At 40.3% G+C, this 19288-nt stretch carries 16 protein-coding genes; 15 read left to right on the top strand and 1 reads right to left on the bottom strand.

Translation table 11 applies throughout. The annotated features are described in order from the left end of the window. Positions 1–22: 22 nt before the first annotated feature. From ACSHZO_RS02965 to argH, 15 genes are all read left to right on the top strand, one after another. The gene (locus tag ACSHZO_RS02965) at positions 23–1546 is read left to right on the top strand and encodes a bifunctional GNAT family N-acetyltransferase/carbon-nitrogen hydrolase family protein (RefSeq protein ID WP_295180317.1); all 1524 of its coding nucleotides are present in this window, start codon (positions 23–25) and stop codon (positions 1544–1546) included. Between the two features lie 357 nt (positions 1547–1903). Next, a complete protein-coding gene (gene ilvD, locus ACSHZO_RS02970; protein ID WP_298246577.1) occupies positions 1904–3577 on the top strand; it encodes a dihydroxy-acid dehydratase in 1674 nt (557 codons plus the stop codon). Positions 3578–3588: 11 nt separating this feature from the next. Next, entirely contained in the window at positions 3589–5322 is a 1734-nt protein-coding gene (ilvB, locus tag ACSHZO_RS02975; RefSeq protein ID WP_298246578.1) for a biosynthetic-type acetolactate synthase large subunit, read from the top strand. Then, complete coding sequence (gene ilvN, locus ACSHZO_RS02980) at positions 5322–5861, top strand: acetolactate synthase small subunit (RefSeq protein WP_295180320.1); 540 nt, start codon at positions 5322–5324, stop codon at positions 5859–5861. The genes ilvB and ilvN overlap by 1 nt, the downstream gene beginning before the upstream one ends. Beyond that, positions 5858–7333 (top strand): ketol-acid reductoisomerase, encoded by a 1476-nt coding sequence (gene ilvC / locus ACSHZO_RS02985; RefSeq protein WP_298246579.1) that lies wholly within the window; start codon positions 5858–5860, stop codon positions 7331–7333. The genes ilvN and ilvC overlap by 4 nt, the downstream gene beginning before the upstream one ends. Then, positions 7333–8607: a threonine ammonia-lyase IlvA gene (gene ilvA, locus ACSHZO_RS02990; RefSeq protein WP_298246580.1), complete on the top strand. Its 1275-nt coding sequence runs from the start codon at positions 7333–7335 to the stop codon at positions 8605–8607. Before ilvC ends, ilvA begins: the two co-directional genes overlap by 1 nt. 335 nt (positions 8608–8942) lie before the next feature. Further along, complete coding sequence (locus ACSHZO_RS02995; RefSeq protein WP_298246581.1) at positions 8943–9575, top strand: GNAT family N-acetyltransferase; 633 nt, start codon at positions 8943–8945, stop codon at positions 9573–9575. A 63-nt stretch (positions 9576–9638) separates the two neighbouring features. Next, positions 9639–10826, top strand: coding sequence for an argininosuccinate synthase (argG, locus tag ACSHZO_RS03000; protein ID WP_298246582.1), 1188 nt, complete (start codon positions 9639–9641; stop codon positions 10824–10826). Next, positions 10823–11788, top strand: coding sequence for an N-acetyl-gamma-glutamyl-phosphate reductase (argC, locus tag ACSHZO_RS03005; RefSeq protein ID WP_298246583.1), 966 nt, complete (start codon positions 10823–10825; stop codon positions 11786–11788). Before argG ends, argC begins: the two co-directional genes overlap by 4 nt. A gap of 58 nt (positions 11789–11846) precedes the next feature. Beyond that, positions 11847–12641 carry a pyrroline-5-carboxylate reductase gene (gene proC / locus ACSHZO_RS03010; protein ID WP_298246584.1) on the top strand — a complete coding sequence of 265 codons (795 nt, stop codon included), beginning with the start codon at positions 11847–11849 and terminating at the stop codon, positions 12639–12641. A gap of 2 nt (positions 12642–12643) precedes the next feature. After that, positions 12644–13798 carry an aspartate aminotransferase family protein gene (locus ACSHZO_RS03015; protein ID WP_298246585.1) on the top strand — a complete coding sequence of 385 codons (1155 nt, stop codon included), beginning with the start codon at positions 12644–12646 and terminating at the stop codon, positions 13796–13798. A gap of 62 nt (positions 13799–13860) precedes the next feature. Further along, a complete protein-coding gene (locus ACSHZO_RS03020) occupies positions 13861–14808 on the top strand; it encodes an N-acetylornithine carbamoyltransferase (protein WP_298246586.1) in 948 nt (315 codons plus the stop codon). After that, entirely contained in the window at positions 14796–15596 is an 801-nt protein-coding gene (gene argB / locus ACSHZO_RS03025; RefSeq protein ID WP_298246587.1) for an acetylglutamate kinase, read from the top strand. The genes ACSHZO_RS03020 and argB overlap by 13 nt, the downstream gene beginning before the upstream one ends. Then, complete coding sequence (locus ACSHZO_RS03030; protein WP_298246588.1) at positions 15596–16666, top strand: M20 family metallo-hydrolase; 1071 nt, start codon at positions 15596–15598, stop codon at positions 16664–16666. Before argB ends, ACSHZO_RS03030 begins: the two co-directional genes overlap by 1 nt. A 162-nt stretch (positions 16667–16828) precedes the next feature. Further along, positions 16829–18106: an argininosuccinate lyase gene (argH, locus tag ACSHZO_RS03035; RefSeq protein ID WP_298246589.1), complete on the top strand. Its 1278-nt coding sequence runs from the start codon at positions 16829–16831 to the stop codon at positions 18104–18106. Between the two features lie 64 nt (positions 18107–18170). Here the strand turns inward: argH and leuB are convergent, their stop codons facing one another. Further along, on the bottom strand, positions 18171–19286 hold the full coding sequence (gene leuB / locus ACSHZO_RS03040; RefSeq protein WP_298246590.1) for a 3-isopropylmalate dehydrogenase: 1116 nt from the start codon (positions 19284–19286) through the stop codon (positions 18171–18173). Positions 19287–19288 lie beyond the last annotated feature (2 nt).

A 19288-nucleotide genomic window follows, 5' to 3' on the forward strand; every position in this document is an offset into this window, starting at 1 on the left:
CGTACTTTCAAATTAAATATTCGTGATAGATTCAGCAAAAATAGAACTTCGGAACTTACAGGTTAAGGATTACGAGGAATTGAAGATTTCCATGGTTAAAAGTTACCAGGCTATGCCCGATGAATACTGGAGCAAGGCTGAAATTAAAACCTTGATCACTAAGTTTCCGGAAGGCCAGTTGTGTATCATTATAGATAATCGAATTGCGGGTTGTGCGCTTTCAATTACCGTAAATTATGACAAGTTTGATGATAATCACACTTATGAGGAGATCATTGGGGGAGAAAACTTTTCCACGCATACCAAAAACGGGAATGTTCTCTACGGAATCGATGTATTTATTCACCCCGAATTCCGCGGAATGCGATTGGGTCGAAGACTTTATGAAGCTCGAAAAGAATTATGTGAACATTTGAATCTGAAAGCAATCGTTTTTGGAGGAAGAATTCCGAATTACGCAAAATATGCAGATGAGTTAACTCCAAAGCGTTATATCGAGAAAGTAAAATTGCAGGAAATTCACGATCCTGTACTATCCTTTCAGTTAAGTAATGACTTTCACGTAAAGAAAGTGATCAAGGGATATCTATCCGGAGATCATGAATCCAAGGAATTTGCGACTTTAATGGAATGGAATAATATCTATTATTCGAAACCTCAAAAACTGGTAAATACTACTAAAACGGTGGTTCGACTTGGGCTTGTGCAATGGCAGATGCGTTTGTTCAAAGATTATGAAGCGCTAGTTTCCCAAATCGAATTCTTTGTGGATGCAGTAAGTAATTATCAGAGTGATTTTATACTTTTTCCGGAGCTTTTTAATGCACCATTAATGGCCCAGTTCAATCATCTTTCTGAGCCGGAAGCTATTCGTGCGTTATCAGATTATACCGAAAAATTGCTGGAAACCTTCCGGGAGTTCGCGATCAACTACAACATTAATATCATTACCGGAAGTATGCCAATGCCAGAAGGTGAGCATATGTACAACGTAGGATATCTTTGCAGAAGGGATGGAAGCTACGAACGCTATGAAAAACTGCATATCACGCCAGCAGAGGAATCTGCCTGGGGAATGAAAGGCGGTAATAAACTGGAAACATTTGATACCGATTGTGGGAAAATTGGAGTCCTAATTTGTTATGATGTTGAATTTCCTGAAGTTTCAAGATTACTTGCCGAGGAAGGAATGAATATTTTATTTGTACCATTCATGACCGATACGCAGAATGGATATTCTCGCGTAAAGATCTGCGCTCAGGCACGCGCAGTGGAAAATGAATGTTATGTTGCCATCGCCGGGTCTGTTGGAAATTTGCCCAAGGTAGATAATATGGATATTCAGTACGCTCAAAGTGCTGTATTAACCCCTTCAGATTTTGCTTTTCCTGTAAACGGAATCAAAGCGGAAGCTACTCCAAATACTGAAAGTACTTTACTGGTAGATGTCGATCTGGATCTACTAAAAGAGTTACATAATTTCGGAAGTGTTCGAAATATGAAAGACAGAAGAAAGGATCTATATTCTTTACGAAGAAAAAAATAGAATATTCAGCTGAAATTGAGGAGGTTTTAGAACTTTTTATTAGTTTTAAACCATGATTAGTATTGTTGAAAAATTCGTTGTGGCGGTGTTGGAAATTTTGTTCTAAAAAATTCCGACATTCCATTTTATCATAAGCTCACGAAGCCACCATAACTGGTGGCTTTTTTTATTCTGGTAATATTAATTTCTACACAGGAATAGTTCTAGGGATCGTAAACAAATGCTATTTAAACAACTGTAATTCAACTATATAGGTGATTAGTTCTTCAATTAGCGTTCATTCAGTCATTTAATATCACGACCTAAGGTGTTCGATTCCCAGTATTTTTAATTCTTACAGAACAGAATTGAAATTTAATGAACACCAAATATAGCAGTACCATAACGCAAAGTGATTCTCAACCAGCTTCCCAGGCCATGCTTCACGCCATTGGATTGAGTAGGGAAGATCTTAAAAAACCATTCGTAGGGATAGGAAGTACCGGGTATGAAGGTAATCCTTGTAACATGCATCTTAATGACCTTGCAAAAGAGGTTAAAAAAGGAACGCAACAAGCAGGTATAAACGGACTAATTTTTAATACGATTGGTGTAAGTGATGGAATTTCAATGGGAACTCCAGGAATGCGTTTTTCTCTTCCTTCACGGGATCTAATTGCAGATTCCATGGAAACGGTGGTTAGCGGAATGTCTTATGACGGACTTGTAACTGTAGTTGGCTGCGACAAGAATATGCCGGGTGCACTCATGGCAATGCTAAGATTAAATCGACCTTCAGTATTAGTGTATGGAGGAACGATCTCTTCTGGATGTCATAATGGGAAGAAGCTGGACGTGGTTTCGGCTTTTGAAGCCTGGGGTTCCAAGGTTTCCGGAGAAATGCAGGAAGAGGAGTATCAACAGGTTATCGAAAAAGCCTGTCCTGGTGCCGGCGCTTGTGGTGGTATGTATACAGCAAATACGATGGCTTCAGCAATTGAAGCTCTGGGAATGAGTCTGCCATTTAATAGCTCTAATCCCGCAACCGGTCCTGAAAAGATTCAGGAAAGTGTAAAAGCTGGTGAAGCTATGCAACTGTTGCTCGAAAAAGATCTTAAACCTAAAGATATCGTATCTGCTAAATCTCTGGAAAATGCCATAAGATTATTGACCGTACTTGGTGGTTCTACCAATGCGGTACTTCACTTCCTAGCGATCGCTAAAGCTGCGGAAATCAATTTCGGATTAAAGGATTTTGAAAGAATTTGTGAAGAAACACCGTTTCTGGCTGATCTCAAGCCTAGTGGTAAATATCTTATGGAAGATATCCACAGGATTGGTGGAATCCCAGCCGTCATGAAATACATGCTGGAGAAAGGATTACTTCATGGGGATTGTATGACCGTAACCGGCAAAACTATAGCAGAAAATCTTGAAGAGGTAGAACCTATGCCTTTTGATCAGGATGTAATACACCCGGTGGAGAAACCTATCAAAGCAACCGGGCATATTAGAATACTTTACGGGAATCTCGCTCAGGAAGGTTCCGTAGCAAAAATAACAGGAAAAGAAGGTTTGAAATTCCACGGTAAAGCGAAAGTTTTCAATGGTGAATACGATGCCAATGAAGGTATTTCATCTGGAAAGGTGAAGAAAGGTGATGTAGTCGTTATTAGATATGAAGGTCCTAAAGGTGGTCCTGGAATGCCAGAAATGCTAAAGCCTACTTCAGCAATTATGGGAGCTGGTCTGGGTAAGGACGTGGCTTTGATCACCGATGGTAGATTTTCAGGAGGAACTCATGGATTCGTAGTGGGGCATATCACTCCGGAAGCACAACAGGGCGGACTAATTGGATTGCTGAAGGATGGCGATGAAATAAGTATCAATGCCGAAACAAATAAGATCGAAGCTCATTTGAGTGATGAAGAAATAAGTAAGAGAAGAACATTATGGAAAGCACCCGCTTTTAAAGCAAAAGGAGGTGTGCTTTATAAATACGCAAAAACAGTAGCATCAGCATCAGAAGGATGCGTGACAGATGAATTTTAATTAGGTGAAATATGGAGGTTAAAACAGCAAGTTTCGAAAAGCAAAGCAAGCAAAAAAGCCTGACCGTTTCAGGAGCAGAGGCGGTGATCAAATGTTTGCTCGAAGAAGGTGTGGATACTATTTACGGGTATCCTGGTGGGGCGATCATGCCTGTATATGATGAACTGTATAAATATCAGAAAGAAATTCACCATGTACTCACCAGGCACGAACAGGGAGCAACGCATGCTGCCCAGGGTTATGCCAGAGTTTCAGGAAAAGTAGGGGTCGCTGTGGCAACTTCCGGTCCGGGAGCTACCAATCTTGTAACCGGTATTGCAGATGCGCAAATCGATTCCACTCCAATGGTTTGTATCACTGGCCAGGTTGGGTCCCATCTTCTGGGTTCAGATGCTTTTCAGGAAACCGATATTGTAGGTATTTCTACACCGGTAACCAAATGGAACTACCAGATCACCAATGCTGAAGAAATTCCCGAAGTAATGGCGAAAGCTTTTTATATCGCAAGGTCGGGAAGACCAGGGCCGGTACTAATCGATATTACCAAGGATGCCCAGTTTGCCTCGTTGGAATTCAGTTATAAAAAATGTTCCGGAATAAGAAGTTACCAGCCGATCCCGGAATTAAATCTTCTGGAAGTACAACGCGCTGCAGAAGTGATCAATAATGCTAAAAAACCATTGATCGTTTGGGGACAGGGAGTGATCCTGGGAGGAGCTGAAGATCTATTCAAACAGGTTGTAGAAAAATCTGGAATTCCTGCTGCATGGACGATTCTCGGACTTTCGGCATTACCAACAGATCATCCATTGAACGTGGGAATGGTGGGAATGCATGGAAATTACGCACCAAATATGCTAACTAATGAATGCGATGTTTTAATTGCTATTGGGATGAGGTTTGATGACCGGGTTACCGGTAACCTGGAAAAATACGCGAAACAGGCAAAAATCATTCATTTCGAGATAGACCCGGCTGAAATTAGAAAAAATGTTCAAGCAGATTACCCGGTTCTGGGGGATGTAAAAGAAAGTCTGAAGGCATTGCTTGAATTACTGGAGCCATATTCTCACAAGGAATGGCACCAGAAGTTTAAGGATATGTACAAAACTGAATATGAGAAAGTGATTCAGGGAAATCTAGATGTAAACAAGAAAGATCTGGGAATGGCTGAGGTCATTCAGGAAGTAAATATTCAATCTAAAGGAGATGCGATCATTGTTTCAGATGTTGGTCAGCACCAGATGGCAGCCTGCCGTTATGCCAAATTCAATCAGTCAAGAAGTAATGTGACTTCCGGGGGATTGGGAACCATGGGATTTGCGTTACCAGCAGCCATAGGAGCGAAAATGGCAAAACCAGAAAGAGATGTTGTGGCGGTTATAGGTGATGGCGGTTACCAGATGACCATACAGGAATTAGGAACCATTTTCCAGACCAAAGTTCCAGTCAAGATCGTGCTTTTAAATAACGGATTCCTGGGAATGGTAAGACAATGGCAGCAAATGTTTTTTGATAGGCGTTATGCCTCCACAACCATGGTAAATCCAGATTTTATAACGATCGCCAAAGGTTATCACATTAAAGCAAACCAGGTGACCGAAAGAAGTCAGCTTGAGTCGGCAGTAAAAGAAATGATGCAAAGCGATGAAGCCTATTTCCTTGAAGTAAAAGTTGAACAGGAAGAAAATGTGTTCCCAATGATTCCAACCGGAGCATCAGTTTCAGAAATATTATTAGAGTAATGGAAAAACAGAACTATACAGTTTCGATTTATACCGAAAATAATCTTGGTTTACTTTCCAGGATTGCCGCAATCTTTTTGAAAAGGCATATCAACATTGAAAGTATAACGGCTTCCCCAAGCGAGGTGAACGAAGTGATGCGCTTTATTATTATCGTGAAGGTTTCCGAAGAACAGATCAAGAAGATCGTAGGACAGATTGAAAAGCAGATCGAAGTGATCAAAGCTTTTTATCATACCGATGCGGAAACGATCTACCAGGAAACAGCTTTGTATAAGATCAAATCTGAAGATTTTCTGGATGATCATAATATTCAGGATTTTATTAAAGAGACCAATGCGCGTATTGTGACCGTAACCAGGCAGTTTTTTGTAATAGAAAAGACCGGAAAACGTATAGAGGTCGATCAGCTTTATGAAAAACTAAAACCCTACGGACTCATGCAATTCGTAAGATCTGGTACCATCGCGGTCACCAAGAACGAAATGCCGATATCAGGAATACTAGAAAAATTTAATACCACAAACTCATTATCATGACCAACTATTTTAACAGCCTGTCCAAAGCTGAAAAACTCGATCAATTAGGTACCTGTAGATTCATGGAGCTGGATGAATTCAGTAACGAAGCAGATGCTTTAAAAGATAAGAAAATAGTCATTGTGGGCTGCGGTGCGCAGGGTCTCAACCAGGGACTTAATATGCGCGACAGCGGTCTGGATATTTCATATGCACTTAGAGAAAGCGCAATCAAGGAAAAACGTCAATCCTGGAAAAATGCTTCAGAAAATGATTTCACAGTTGGAACTTACGAAGAATTGATCCCGGATGCAGATCTTGTGATAAACCTTACCCCGGATAAGCAACATACAAACGTGATCAAAGCTATTCAACCTTATTTGAAAAAAGGAGCCGTACTTTCCTATTCTCACGGCTTTAATATCGTGGAAGAAGGAATGAAGATTCGGGAGGATATTACCGTGATCATGGTCGCTCCAAAATGTCCCGGGTCTGAAGTTAGAGAGGAATACAAACGTGGTTTTGGAGTACCTACATTGATCGCAGTTCATCCTGAAAATGATCCTAAAGGCGTGGGACTGGAATGGGCGAAAGCTTATGCTTATGCTACAGGAGGTCATCGCGCGGGAGTACTGGAATCTTCTTTTGTTGCGGAAGTAAAATCTGATCTTATGGGTGAACAAACCATCCTGTGTGGTGTTTTACAAACCGGATCCATTCTAACTTTTGACAAAATGGTTTCTGAAGGTCTGGATAAGAACTACGCAGCAAAACTAATTCAGTATGGTTGGGAAACGATTACGGAAGCTTTGAAGCACGGCGGAATCACCCAGATGATGGACAGACTTTCTGATCCTGCAAAGATAAGAGCTTATGAAATTTCAGAAGAACTAAAGGAAAAAATGCGTCCGTTGTTTCAGAAGCATATGGATGATATCATTTCAGGTGAGTTCAGTAGCCGAATGATGAAAGACTGGGCCAATGACGATACCGAGTTACATACCTGGAGAGCTGAAACTGAAAATACCGCTTTTGAGAAAACTGAAGCAACTTCAGAAGAGATCACAGAACAGGAGTATTTTGATAAGGGAGTTCTACTGGTTGCCTTTGTGAAATCTGGGGTGGAACTAGCCTTTGAAACTATGGTAGATGCTGGGATTATCGAGGAGTCTGCCTATTATGAATCCTTGCATGAAACTCCCCTTATCGCTAATACCATCGCCAGGAAAAAACTTTACGAGATGAACCGCGTAATTTCAGATACCGCGGAATATGGATGTTATTTATTCGATCACGCAGCCAAACCTTTGATTAAGGACTATGTGAATTCTCTGGGACCTGAAGTTGCTGGAAGAAAATTTTCTTCAGGAGACATTGGTGTGGATAATGAGAAAATATCAAAAGTGAATGAGCAGATCAAGGAACATCCCGTAGAGAAAGTAGGCGCAACTTTACGATCTGCGATGACTGCAATGAAGAAAATATACGCTTAATGGAAACTCTGCTGGAAAAAGATACGATTTACAAACCTAGTCTCGAAGCGGTTAAAGAGGCTTCGGAAAGAATCTCAAAGGTGGTGCTGAAAACTCCTTTAGCTGAATCTTTTACCTATAGCAAGCGCTTTGATGCGAAGGTGATGCTGAAGCGTGAGGATCTGCAACAAGTTAGATCTTACAAAATTCGAGGAGCCTATAATAAGATCTCTAGTTTACCACAGGAACAGCTCGAAAAAGGTGTGATCTGTGCCAGTGCGGGGAATCATGCTCAGGGTGTTGCCTTTGCCTGCAATAAGCTCAAAGTTAAAGGAGTGATCTATATGCCCGGCACCACGCCACAGCAAAAAGTGGAGCAAACTGAGATGTTTGGTGGTGAGTGGGTGGAAGTGATACTCAAGGGTGATACCTATGATGATTCCTATAAGAGTGCAATGGCACATATGGCGGAAAAAGGACTTATTTTCATTCATCCTTTCGACGATGAAAAAGTAATTGAAGGTCAGGCTACCATTGCCCTGGAGATCCTTGAGCAATCCAATGACCCTATAGATTATATTTTTGCCCCACTTGGAGGTGGCGGACTCCTGGCGGGAATTTCTTCCATGTTCAAGGAACTATCACCCAATACTATAATCATTGGCATCGAACCCGAAGGCGCTCCTTCTATGAAGACCTCTTTAAAAGAAGGTAAAGTAGTCGAGCTGGAAAATATAGAGCGATTTGTAGATGGCGCCTCTGTCCAGAAAGTTGGAACGCGAAATTTTGCTATTTGTAAGGAAAACCTGGATGAAATGATTACTGTGCCAGAAGGAAAGATCTGCCAGACCATCCTTGATCTTTATAACCAGGATGCCATGGTAGTGGAACCGGCCGGAGCCATGGCGATTTCAGCCCTGGATCTCTATGCTGAAAAGATCAAGGGGAAGAACGTTGTTTGTATCGTTAGTGGCAGTAACAACGATATCATCAGGATGGCCGAAATCAAGGAACGTGCATTGTTATATTCCGGATTAAAGCATTATTTCGTAATCGTTTTCCCTCAAAGGGCAGGGGCCTTAAAGGAATTTGTAGCAAAAGTCCTGGGACCAAATGATGATATTACTCATTTTGAATATTCTAAAAAGCATAACAGGTCGAACGGGCCAGCGGTTGTAGGTATTGAGCTGAAGGATCCAGCTGACTTTGAACCTCTTGTAGAAAGAATGAAAAAGAAGAATTTCTACGGGGAATATTTAAATAATAATCCAAATTTATTTCAATTTTTGATCTAGAACTGCCTGTACCTTAAAAATTTATATACATTTGTAATATGATTTCGATCAATAAGATAATATTAGTCCGTTTCCATTTCAGGCCCCGCCGCCGCTTCTAGGCAGCACCCCGAAACGACTTTTTATTAATATTATCTTACATCCCAATTTTGAACTACATAAACGGCATAGAATACAAATTAACTATCAGATCATTCTCTGATATTTCCGCTATGCGCCGCCGTTTTCCCCGTCGCACGTAAGTGCGTCTATATATCTATGGAACTTAGGTGAGTCCGGTTCCGCTCTCGAAAACCCAGATCAAAATATAATTTCCAACATAAATCTTTTAGCAGATGAAAATTCTCATTGCTAATAAATCTCACGCTTCCTATGCTGAGATCATTTGTAATACTATCGAAGAATCGGCAAAGGTTCGGGGTACCGGTATTGCGCGCAGAACTCCTGAATATATCATCAATAAGATGGAGAAGGGAAATGCTGTGATCGCTCTGGAAGAGGAAAAATTTGCCGGTTTCTGTTATATAGAAACCTGGAGCCACGACAAGTATGTGGCCAATTCCGGACTCATTGTCCATCCCGATTTTAGAAACCAGGGACTGGCGAAAGAGATTAAAAATGTCATCTTTGATCATTCCCGAAAGAAATATCCGGATGCTAAAATATTCGGGATCACCACAGGTTTAGCAGTCATGAAGATCAATTATGATCTAGGCTATCAACCGGTCACTTTTTCTGAGCTTACCGATGATGAGACATTCTGGAAAGGATGCCAGACCTGTAAGAATTACGATGTACTTACCCGAACCGACCATAAGATGTGTTTGTGTACAGGAATGATGTATGATCCCGAGAAAAAGAAAAGTCCTAAGAAGATCGAGAAGCCTAAAAGTAAATTCAACGAGAAGGCATTTCAGCGATTAAAACATATCAAGCAAACGCTATTCTATAAGAAAGAGAAGAAATAATATCAATAATGAATATACATCCTTCGGTTTTTACTTCTGAAGGACATTTGAATACCAGTAATTATGAAGAAAGTAGTTATAGCATATAGTGGAGGATTGGATACCTCATATTGTGCAAAATATTTATCTGAAGAAGAAGGTTTTGAAGTTCATGCCGTGAGTGTGAATACCGGAGGATTTTCAGAAGAAGAAATAATAAATATCGGTGAAAATGCTAAAAAAATAGGAGCGAGTAGCTACAAAAATATCGATGCGGTCAACTCCTTTTATGAAAAAGTGGTGAAGTATCTCATTTTTGGAAATGTACTTAAGAATGATACCTATCCTTTATCTGTAAGTGCTGAAAGGATCATCCAGGCTATCGAGATCGTTGAATATGCGAAAAAAGTTGGAGCTGAATATATTGCCCATGGTAGCACCGGTGCAGGTAACGACCAGGTTCGATTTGATATGATCTTCCAGATCATTGCTCCAGATATACAGATTATAACTCCTATAAGAGATAAACAACTAAGCAGAAAGGAAGAAATCGAATACCTTAAAAGTAAAGGGGTTGAGATGAACTGGGATAAAGCAAAATATTCAGTTAATAAAGGCCTTTGGGGAACCAGTGTTGGAGGAGCAGAAACTCTGACTTCAGAAAAAGCATTGCCGGAAGAAGCATTCCCTTCTCAATTAAAAGAAAAGGAACCAAAGCAAATTAAGTTATCATATACACATGGTGAGCTCACTGCTATTAATGGAACTGAAAATGAACCTGTGCAGAATATAGAAATCCTCGAAGGGATCGCCTCAAAATATGCAATTGGGAGAGATATTCATGTAGGTGATACGATCATAGGAATTAAAGGTAGAGTAGGTTTTGAAGCTGCTGCTGCCTTGATCACCATTAAAGCTCATCATTTACTGGAAAAACATACGCTAAGCAAATGGCAATTACAACATAAAGATTATACCTCCAACTGGTATGGGATGCATCTGCATGAAGGATTATACCTGGATCCCGTAATGCGTGATTTCGAAGCCCAGTTGCAGAGTTCTCAATCCAAGGTCACCGGCGACGTTTTTGTAAGCCTGAAACCTTACCATTTTACACTGGATGGGATAAATTCTCCAAACGATCTTATGAATAGCAGTTTCGGTAATTACGGAGAAGAAAACAAAGCCTGGACAGCCGAAGATGCCAAAGGATTTATTAAGATCCTTTCTAATTCAGGAAAGATCTACCAACACGTGAATCAGGGTTCATGATGGATGCAGGAATTATTGGAGGAGCGGGTTATACTGCGGGAGAATTGATCAGGATCTTATTATACCATCCTGAAGTAAACCTGAATTTTGTCTACAGTACTTCTCAACCCGGAAAACCTGTTCACAGTGTTCACCAGGATCTTATTGGAGATACTGAACTTAAGTTCACTAACCTGATCCATAAGGAAGCAGACGTGGTTTTTCTTTGTCTTGGACATGGAAATTCCAAAAAGTTTCTTTCAGAGAATGAGTTTTCAGAAAGAACGAAGATCGTAGATCTAAGTACAGATTTCAGAATGAAATCGATTGATCATGCTTTTGTTTATGGTCTGCCGGAAATAAATAAGGATAAAATACAGTCTGCCAGTTTCATTGCGAACCCGGGATGTTTTGCTACAGCGATTAGCCTGGCGATTCTTCCATTGGCACAGGCAGGTTTATTGCTGGAAGACGTCCATGTGAATGCCGTAACTGGTGCAACCGGTGCTGGTACTTCGCTTTCTAAAACAACACATTTTACCTGGAGAGACAATAATTTTTCAGCTTATAAAAGTTTTGAGCATCAGCATTTGCAGGAAATCGGGCAGAGTCTAAAGCAGCTGCAGGAAAATCATAGTGCCGCCATCAATTTTATTCCGAATAGAGGAAATTTTTCAAGAGGTATTCATGCAACGGCATACACAAAATTTGAAGGTAACCTGGAAGAGGCAAAATTGATGTATTCCGAATTCTATAAAAATGCCGCGTTTACTTTCATTACTGAAGAGGAATTGCACTTAAAACAAGTGGTGAATTCTAATAAGTGCCTGTTGAGGTTGCAAAAATTTGATGATAAATTATTGATCACAAGTGTGATCGATAATTTACTGAAAGGTGCTTCAGGACAGGCTGTTCAAAACATGAATCTAATGTTTGGTTTTGAAGAGAAAACAGGTTTAAATCTAAAGGCAAGTTATTTCTAAAAGTAAAGAGTTGGAGGATGTTATTTATTACACAAGAATGATTGATAATTAAAGCAATATGAAAATAGCAATTATAGGTGCAGGGAATCTGGGTGTTTCCATTGCAAAAGGCCTCATATTTAGTAATGCGTTTACCACGCTATATCTAAGTAAAAGAAAGATTGAAGATATCCAGGATTTTGAAGAATATGCAAAAGTTCATGTAACTTCAGATAATCTTGAAGCAGTAAGAAATTCTGACATTCTGATCTTTGCCGTTCAGCCTACGCAATTTGAACGCATTCTTGAGGAGATCAAAGATGAACTTACAGATAAGCATGTTTTGATCTCAACAGTTACCGGCTTTAAGATTCCCAGGATCGAAGAAATCATTGGTCAGGATCATTATATTATCAGGTCAATGCCTAATACCGCTATCGCTGTTGGTAAATCCATGACCTGTTTGTGTAGTAATGAAGCAGGTGAAAAAAGGATTAAGATCGCAGAAGCTATTTTTAACAGACTGGGAACAAGTATTATCATTCCTGAGAACAAAATGCAGGCAGCAACGGTAATTTGTGCCAGTGGTGTTGCTTTCTGGATGCGTTTAATACGTGCGACCACTCAGGGAGCTGTACAACTTGGTTTTGATGCGAAAGATGCGCAGGAGCTTTCTATGCAAACCTGCCTGGGAGCTGCCAGTCTTTTGATAGAATCCGGTAAACATCCGGAAGAAGAGATCGACAAGGTTACCACTCCAAGAGGCTGCACCATAGAAGGGCTTAACGAGATGGAGCATAACGGCCTGAGCTCTTCGCTCATTAAAGGAATACAAGCCTCTTTTAAAAAGATTAATACAATATCAGACCAGTAATTATGGAGTTATTTGATGTTTACCCGTTATACGATATCACCCCGGAAAAGGGTGATGGTTGCTATGTTTATGATGAAAATGGCAGGAAATACCTGGATCTTTATGGAGGTCACGCGGTCATCTCGATTGGTCATGCGCATCCAAACTATTTACAAGCCATACAAACTCAGGTGGCGAAACTTGGGTTTTATTCCAATTCCATCAAAAATCCCCTGCAAAATGAACTTGCTGGTAAACTGGAAGAAATTTCTGGAATCAGGGATTATGCGCTGTTCTTATGTAGCTCTGGAGCTGAAGCTAATGAAAATGCACTAAAAGTCGCTTCTTTCCATACGGGCAAGGACAGGATCATATACTTCGAGAATGCTTTTCACGGTAGAACTTCCGGCGTAGTGGCGATTACCGATAATGAAACCATCAAAGCACCATTTAATAAAGGTCATAAGGCTACCCGATTAGTATTTAATAATATAGCTGCATTAGAGACTGAATTCAAGAAAGGGGATGTTGCAGCGGTTATTTTTGAAGTGATCCAGGGTGTTGGCGGACTTAATGAAGCAGACTCCGGTTTCTATAAGGCCGCAGCCGATATTTGTAAGGAGTACAATGTCATGCTAATCGCAGATGAGGTACAGTCTGGTTACGGCAGAACCGGTGATTTCTTTGCTTATCAGAAGCATGGCATCAGGCCAGATATTATTAGCATGGCCAAAGGAATGGGGAATGGTTTTCCTGTTGGCGCAATTTTGATCGATAATAAAATTACTCCTCGCTACGGAATGCTGGGTACGACTTTCGGCGGAAATCATCTCGCCTGTGCTGCGGCGATTTCAGTTTTGGATACTATTAAAGAAGAAAACCTGATGCAGAATGCTGCTGAAGTTTCAGAATATATCCGGGAGGAAGCAGCTAAGATTTCAGAAATAAAAAAGATAAAAGGTCGTGGTTTGATGATAGGACTGGAGTTTGACTTTGAGATCGCTGCACTTCGGAAGGAGCTTCTATTTGACTTCCAGATTTTTACAGGGGCTTCATCTAACAAAAAACTACTGCGAATCCTACCACCATTAACTATTCAGAAAGAACATTTTCAGGTCTTTTTTGAAGCTTTACGGCAAGCATTGATAAATCAAAAAATAAGCTCTGAAACTTCCTAAGGAGCACTTCAGAAAAATAATTATATCGTCCATAAACTTCGGTTTTCAGAAAAAATATAAGAATGAAAAACTACATAAACCTATCAGATATTGAGGATCTTAAAGCTTTGATTCGCGACGCACGAGCCATGAAATCGAATCCTTCAGAAGACAAACCTGGAAAAGGTAAGACTCTGGGGATGTTATTCTTCAATCCAAGTCTTCGTACCCGTCTAAGCACTGAAAAAGCTGCCAGATTATTGGGTATGGATGTGATGGTCATGAATGCTGACAAAGATGGTTGGGCCTTGGAATTTGAGGATGGTGCGATTATGAATTCAAACAAGGCAGAACATATAAAAGAAGCAGCTGCGGTACTTTCACAATATTGCGATATCATCGCGGTAAGAGCATTTCCAGGCCTTAAAGACAGGGAAAAGGATGAAACTGAAGTGGTGATGAATAGTTTTAAACAGTACGCTTCAGTTCCCATAGTGAATCTGGAAAGCGCTACTGGCCACCCGTTGCAGGCTTTAACAGATGCGATCACCATTCAGGAATTAAGTGGGAAATCTCGACCAAAGGTGGTATTGACCTGGGCTCCACATCCAAAGGCCTTACCACAATCTGTAGCGAATTCTTTTACTGAAGTTATGCAGAAAATGGAAGTTGATCTTGTGATCGCTAATCCTGAAGGATATGATCTAGATCCAAAAATTCGAAAAGACGTTCGTGTTGAACATGACCAGCAAAAAGCATTTGAGGACGCCGACTTTGTGTATGTCAAAAACTGGAGTAGTTACGAAAAATACGGTCAGGTACTCGAGTTGGAAGAAAACTGGACCGTAGATCAGGCTAAATTAAAAAATACCAATAATGCAAAAGTGATGCATTGTCTTCCTGTTAGAAGAAACGTCGTGATCGCTGACGATATCCTGGATAGTGATAATTCCATTGTGATCCAGCAGGCGAATAACAGAACCTATGCAGCCCAGGCGGTGTTAAAAAAATTATTGGAATGCTCGAAATAGTTCACAATCCGGCGACAGATGTTCTTAATGTCATTAAGATAGGAGGGAAGCTCATCGAAAACCAAGAGCTGCTCGATTCTTTCCTGAAAGATTTTGTTCAGCTGAAAGGTCCTAAAATTCTTGTACACGGAGGTGGAAATAAAGCTACTGAAGTTGCTGGAAAACTAGGTTATAAAACTCAGATGGTAGATGGCAGAAGAATTACAGATAAGGATTCTATGGAAGTGATCACGATGGTTTATGGCGGACTTTTAAATAAAAATATCGTTGCAAAATTGCAGGGAAATAAACAAAACGCGATCGGACTTTGCGGAGCAGACGTTAACGTATTAATTTCCAGAAAACGTGAAGTTAAAGATATCGATTACGGCCTGGTTGGAGATGTGGTAAAAGTGAATACTGCATTTATCAAATCACTTTTAAAGCAGGAGATCGTGCCCGTATTTTCAGCGATCTCTTCTACGGAAGATGGAGTTTTGCTGAATACCAACGGAGATTCTGTAGCTTCAGAAATAGCGATTGCCATGAGCAATATCTATACAACCCAGCTTTTTTACTGTTTAGAAAAGAAAGGAGTTCTTAAGAATATGGATGATGATACTTCAGTAATTGCTGAATTGAATTCAGATAAGTATCAGCAATTGAAAGCTTCGAAAGTGATCACAGATGGGATGTTACCAAAACTTCATAATTGCTTTGAAGCCATCAATAGAGGAGTTGCAACCGTCTATTTAGGAGATGCTGAACTTTTGAAAAAGGGTGCAAAACATACAAAAATTGTAAACTAATGCAGGTCAAAGAACTTCAGAAGGAAGCATTGCAACTATTGCAGAACCTCATCAGGACCCAGTCTTTTTCAGGGGAAGAAGATAAAACTGCAGACTGCCTTGAACGATGGTTTACAGACCACAATATTCCGTATCAGCGAAGCCTCAATAATGTCTGGGCGACCAGTAAGCATTTCGACGATACAAAACCAAACCTGTTGCTCAATTCACATCATGACACGGTAAAACCAAATTCAGCTTACACCAGAGATCCTTTCGAGGCAAAGATTGAGAATGGTAAATTGTATGGTCTTGGAAGCAATGATGCGGGTGGATGCCTTGTTTCTCTACTGGCTACATTCACTTATTTATATTCCGAACTGAATTTAAATTATAATATCATTTTCGCCGGAACTGCGGAAGAGGAGACTAACGGAAAGAATGGTATTGCAGCACTATTATCAAAATTACCGAAGATAGATGTTGCGATTGTCGGGGAACCAACCTTGATGAATCTTGCAGTAGCTGAAAAAGGTCTTATCGTTTTCGATGCTGTAGTAAAAGGAACTCCTTCCCATGCGGCTCATCCAAATCCTGATAACTCGATCTATAAAACTGCGCGAGTTCTCAACTGGTTCGAAAATTTTAAATTAGAGAGAGTTTCTGAAAGTCTGGGAGAAGTGAAAGTAACAGTCACGCAAATTAAGGCTGGAAGTCAGCATAATGTAGTGCCCGCTAAGACGCATTTTGTGATCGATGTTCGGGTAAACGATAAATATAGCAATGCAGAGATCGAGCAGATTTTAAAAGAAAAAGCGCCAGTAGATGAGATTACTGCGAGAAGTTTAAGATTGAATTCGTCTTCGATCCCAATAGATCATGACCTAGTTAAGGCAGGAATTGAAATTGGGATGGAAACTTATGGCTCGCCAACACTTTCAGACCAGGCGATGTTAAGCTGTCCTTCCCTTAAATTAGGACCGGGAGATTCTACAAGATCACATTCGGCTGATGAATTTATTTATGTAAATGAGATCGAAGAAGGTATTGAAAAGTATATAGAATTGCTTGAAAAAGCACTTAGGAAATAATATCACTGAAATTGTTGCGCTGAGCCTGTCAAAGTGCGGCAAGCTCAGTGCAGCAATGGTAATAATGTTAGGCTGAAATTGTTCAACTTCTCATAAGATTTTGAATTCAGAAATTCAGCGAAGTCAAACAAGTTCAGGATAACGGATAATAAAATAAAAACTATGAAACTCTGGGATAAAGGCATTTCAATAGATAAGCAGATCGAGAAATTTACCGTGGGAAACGATCGTGAACTCGATATGCATCTAGCTAAATATGATATACAGGCGTCCACAGCACACGCTAAAATGCTTGGGAAAGTAGGGATTCTGGAAGTACAGGAAGTAGATTTATTAGTTTCAGAATTGGAGCTATTGAACCAGCAACTCGAAAACGGTGAATTTAAGATCGAGGAAGATTTTGAGGATGTGCATTCCAAAATCGAATACGAACTTACTTCCAAACTGGGAGATACTGGAAAAAAGATTCATACGGCCCGATCAAGGAACGACCAGGTTTTAGTGGCTCAGCAATTATATTTTAAAGAAAACCTGCTGGAGATTTCTGCAAAGACCAGGAATTTGATCGATGTTCTTTTAAACCTTGCAGAGGAACATAAAGAAAAACTACTTCCCGGGTATACCCATCTACAGGTGGCGATGCCTTCCTCGTTTGGTTTATGGTTTTCAGCATACGCAGAATTATTAATTGATGATCTATACTTACTCGATGCCGGGTTAAAGATCGTGGATCAAAATCCGCTGGGTTCTGCTGCCGGATATGGCTCTTCATTTCCTATAGACAGGGAATTTACCACCAGGGAACTCGGCTTTGCAACCCAGAAGTATAATGTCGTAGCGGCCCAGATGAGTAGGGGGAAATGTGAGCGAACGGTTACTTCCAATATCTCATCTCTTGCAAACACACTTTCCAGGTTCGCCATGGATATTTGCTTGTATATGAGTCAGAACTTTGATTTCATCACTTTTCCAGATGAATTGACAACCGGTTCCAGTATCATGCCGCACAAGAAAAATCCTGATGTTTTTGAACTGGTTAGAGGAAAATGCAATAAGCTGCAGGCCATCGCAAATGAAATGATCCTGATCACTAATAATCTCCCAAGTGGATATCACAGGGATTTTCAGCTTATTAAAGAGAATAGTATTTATGCGGTAGAAAATATCAAAGAAATTCTGGACGTTTTCACTTATTCTATCAGCAAGATCATTGTAAAAAATATCGATATCAAGGACGAGAAATATAAATATCTGTTTACCGTAGATAGTATCAACGAACTCGTGATAGGAGGTAAGTCATTTCGGGATGCATACCAGATCATTGGAGAACAGGTCCAAAATGACACTTATGAAGCTACCGAAGGCATGCAGCATACTCATTCCGGTAGTAAGGATAATCTTTCATTAAATATGATCAGGACAAAATTGCAACAGTTATAAAACGACACGCCTCCGGAAAAACTAAATTTCCAGGAGGCTATTGTCTACAAACATGAACTAAAATTTAAATAATGGTCGTTTGCCCTAAACTCAGATTTTCCTTATTTACAATATGATTTTCAGTGTCACTAATAACGCTTTCCAGAAAATCTCCAACCCTTTCGGTCGAATAATGGTTATCTTTATTAATATCTATAGTACAAACATTTAGTTTCAGGCTGAGATCTACCGCCATCCTCACCGTTTCAGCTTCGGTTTTAAGTCCTAAATGATCCAGTAGCATCGCAGCAGAAAGTACAGAAGCTACAGGATTTGCTATTCCCTGCCCGGCCGCCTGAGGATAAGATCCATGTATGGGTTCAAAAAGTGCATTTTCATTTCCTACGGAAGCAGATTCCAACAGGCCAATACTACCACCAATAACACTCGCTTCGTCTGAAATAATATCACCAAACATATTTTCGGTTAGGATTACATCGAATTGTCTGGGATTCAGGATCATTTGCATGGCCGCATTATCCACGAATAAGTAATCCACCTCCACTTCAGGGTACTCCTTCGCAATTTTAGTAACCGTTTTTCTCCATAAACGAGATGTTTCCAGCACATTAGCTTTATCTATGAGTGTTAATTTGTTCCTCCTTGTTTCCGCAGCTTTAAAAGCGAGATGAGCTACACGTTCAATTTCTTCTACTGAATAAGTGCAAAGATCTGAAGCGCTTTGACCATCTTCTGATGTGCTTTTCTCACCAAAATATATTCCGCCTGTAAGTTCTCTGAAAATGATCATATCTGCTCCTTCAATATTTTCTCTTTTAAGCGGAGATTGGTGTAAAAGGCTTTCGTGAGCTTTTACGGGTCTAATGTTAGCGAAAAGACCTAGTTCTTTTCTTAGTCGCAACAGGCCCTGTTCCGGCCTCACTTTCGCCGAAGGATCATTGTCATATTTAGGGTCACCAATCGCCCCAAAAAGCACAGCGTCAGATTTTTCACAAAGTTCCAGTGTTGTCTCAGGCAAAGGATCCCCCAACTTATCAATTGCTACCGCGCCAACTTCAGCTTCTTCAAAATTGAACTCATGATCAAATCTATCTGCAACAGCCTTCAGCACTTTCATTGACTGCTGTGTTATTTCAGGACCAATCCCGTCTCCGGGAAGTACAGCTATATTAAATTTCATAC

Source organism: Christiangramia sp. 3-2217-3z (genome assembly GCF_051195275.1).
Taxonomy (GTDB): domain Bacteria; phylum Bacteroidota; class Bacteroidia; order Flavobacteriales; family Flavobacteriaceae; genus Christiangramia; species Christiangramia marina.